This is a genomic window from Amycolatopsis sp. NPDC059657 (assembly GCF_042734395.1).
In the GTDB taxonomy this organism is placed as follows: Bacteria; Actinomycetota; Actinomycetes; order Mycobacteriales; family Pseudonocardiaceae; genus Amycolatopsis.
On the sequence record NZ_JBHWEB010000266.1, the window covers coordinates 1 to 1,601 of the forward strand.

General features: G+C 67.6%; 1 protein-coding gene. It reads left to right on the plus strand.

What is annotated here, in order from left to right; genetic code table 11:
• Positions 1–137 precede the first annotated feature (137 nt).
• Positions 138–1,376 carry an IS4 family transposase gene (locus tag ACFV15_RS48140; RefSeq protein ID WP_378360237.1) on the plus strand — a complete coding sequence of 413 codons (1,239 nt, stop codon included), beginning with the start codon at positions 138–140 and terminating at the stop codon, positions 1,374–1,376.
• The last annotated feature ends 225 nt before the right edge of the window (positions 1,377–1,601 follow it).

The following is a 1,601-nucleotide window of genomic DNA, read 5'->3' on the forward strand; positions in this document are numbered from 1 at the left end:
GGTCGTGAGTGGTACGGCCGGTTCTAACCCAATGCCACGTAGCTTAAGTTGATCTTGCTTGTGGTGTTGGGTTCTCGGCGTGGCGGCGTGGCTTGTTCCGGGTTGGGCTGTTCTGATCGTCGGTTATGAGTTCAGGTGTGACGGCCAGTCCGGATCAGGTGTCGCTGGGTGTGCTGCTGGCGGCGGTGGATCGGGATGTGATCGACACCGCGATCGCCGCGTGCGGGGTCGGGGCGAAACGTTCGGATGGAAAGCTGCCGCCGCGTGTGGTGGCGACGTTGACGATGGCGCTGTGCTTGTTCCCCGACGACGACTATGAAGAGGTCGCGACGAAGGTGACCGGGTCGTTGTCGCGGTTCGGGTGCTGGGACGCGTCGTGGACGGTCCCGACGGCCAGCGGGATCACTCAGGCCCGTAAACGCTTGGGCCCGGCGGTGATGGCGCAGGTGTTCGAGGGTGTCGCGCAGGCGGTGGCGACGTCGGACACCCGTGGCGCGTGGCTGCGGGGCTGGCGGTTGCTGGCGATCGACGGGTTCGAGGTCGACCTGCCCGACACCCCCGGCAATGCCGGCGAGTTCGGGTATGCCGGGTCGGGGAAACACCGCTCGGCATACCCGAAAGCGCGGGTAGTGGCGCTGGCCGAATGTGGCACGCACGCGTTCCTCGCCGCCCGGGTCGGGCCCTACGGCACCGGGGAACAGACCCTGGCGCAGGGGCTTTATCCGCGTCTGCTCGACGATGAGCTGCTGACCGCGGACCGGAATTTCTATAGCTGGGCCGCGTGGGACACCGCCGCCGCGACCGGCGCGGCACTGTTGTGGCGGGCGCCGACCCAGCTCGCCCTGCCGGTCGTCACAGTCCTTGCCGATGGCACCTATCTGACGGTCCTGATCAACCCGAAAGTCCGCGGCGCGGGCCGCCGCGAGCGGATTCTTGCCGCCGCCCGCGACGGGCTCGACATCCATCCTGACGAGGCGCACGTGGTCCGGGTCGTGGAATACGACATCCCCGACCGCGAGGGCAACGGCACCGGGGAACTGATCGCGCTGCTCTCGAACATCACCGACCCGGCCGACGCCCGCGCCGACGAACTCGCCGGCGCCTACGACCAGCGCTGGGAGGAGGAAACCGCCAACGACCAGCTCAAAACCCATCTGCGCGGACCAGGCAAAATCCTGCGATCAAGGCTGCCGGAGCTGGTGCACCAGGAAATCTGGGCCTGGCTGACCGTCCACTACGCCCTCAGCGTCCTCATCGCCCGCGCGGCCGAAGCCGCCGACCTCGACCCCGACCGGATCAGCTACAGCCGAGTCCTGCGCATCACCCGCCGCACCGCCACCGGCACGGCGGGCTTTTCCCCCTCAGGACTGGACTGACGCACTCCCGGCGATCCTGGCTGACATCGTCGGCAAACCCATCCCGCCACGACGGCACCGAACATGCCCACGCGCGGTGAAACGCTTACGCCACAACGCATACCGCGCCAAGACACGCACCGAACCAGCCAGCACCCACCACCCCGGCCCACCCACGATCAGACTACGCGGACTCACCCGCGCAGCCTGATCAACTTAAGCTACGTGGCATTGGGTTCTAACCGG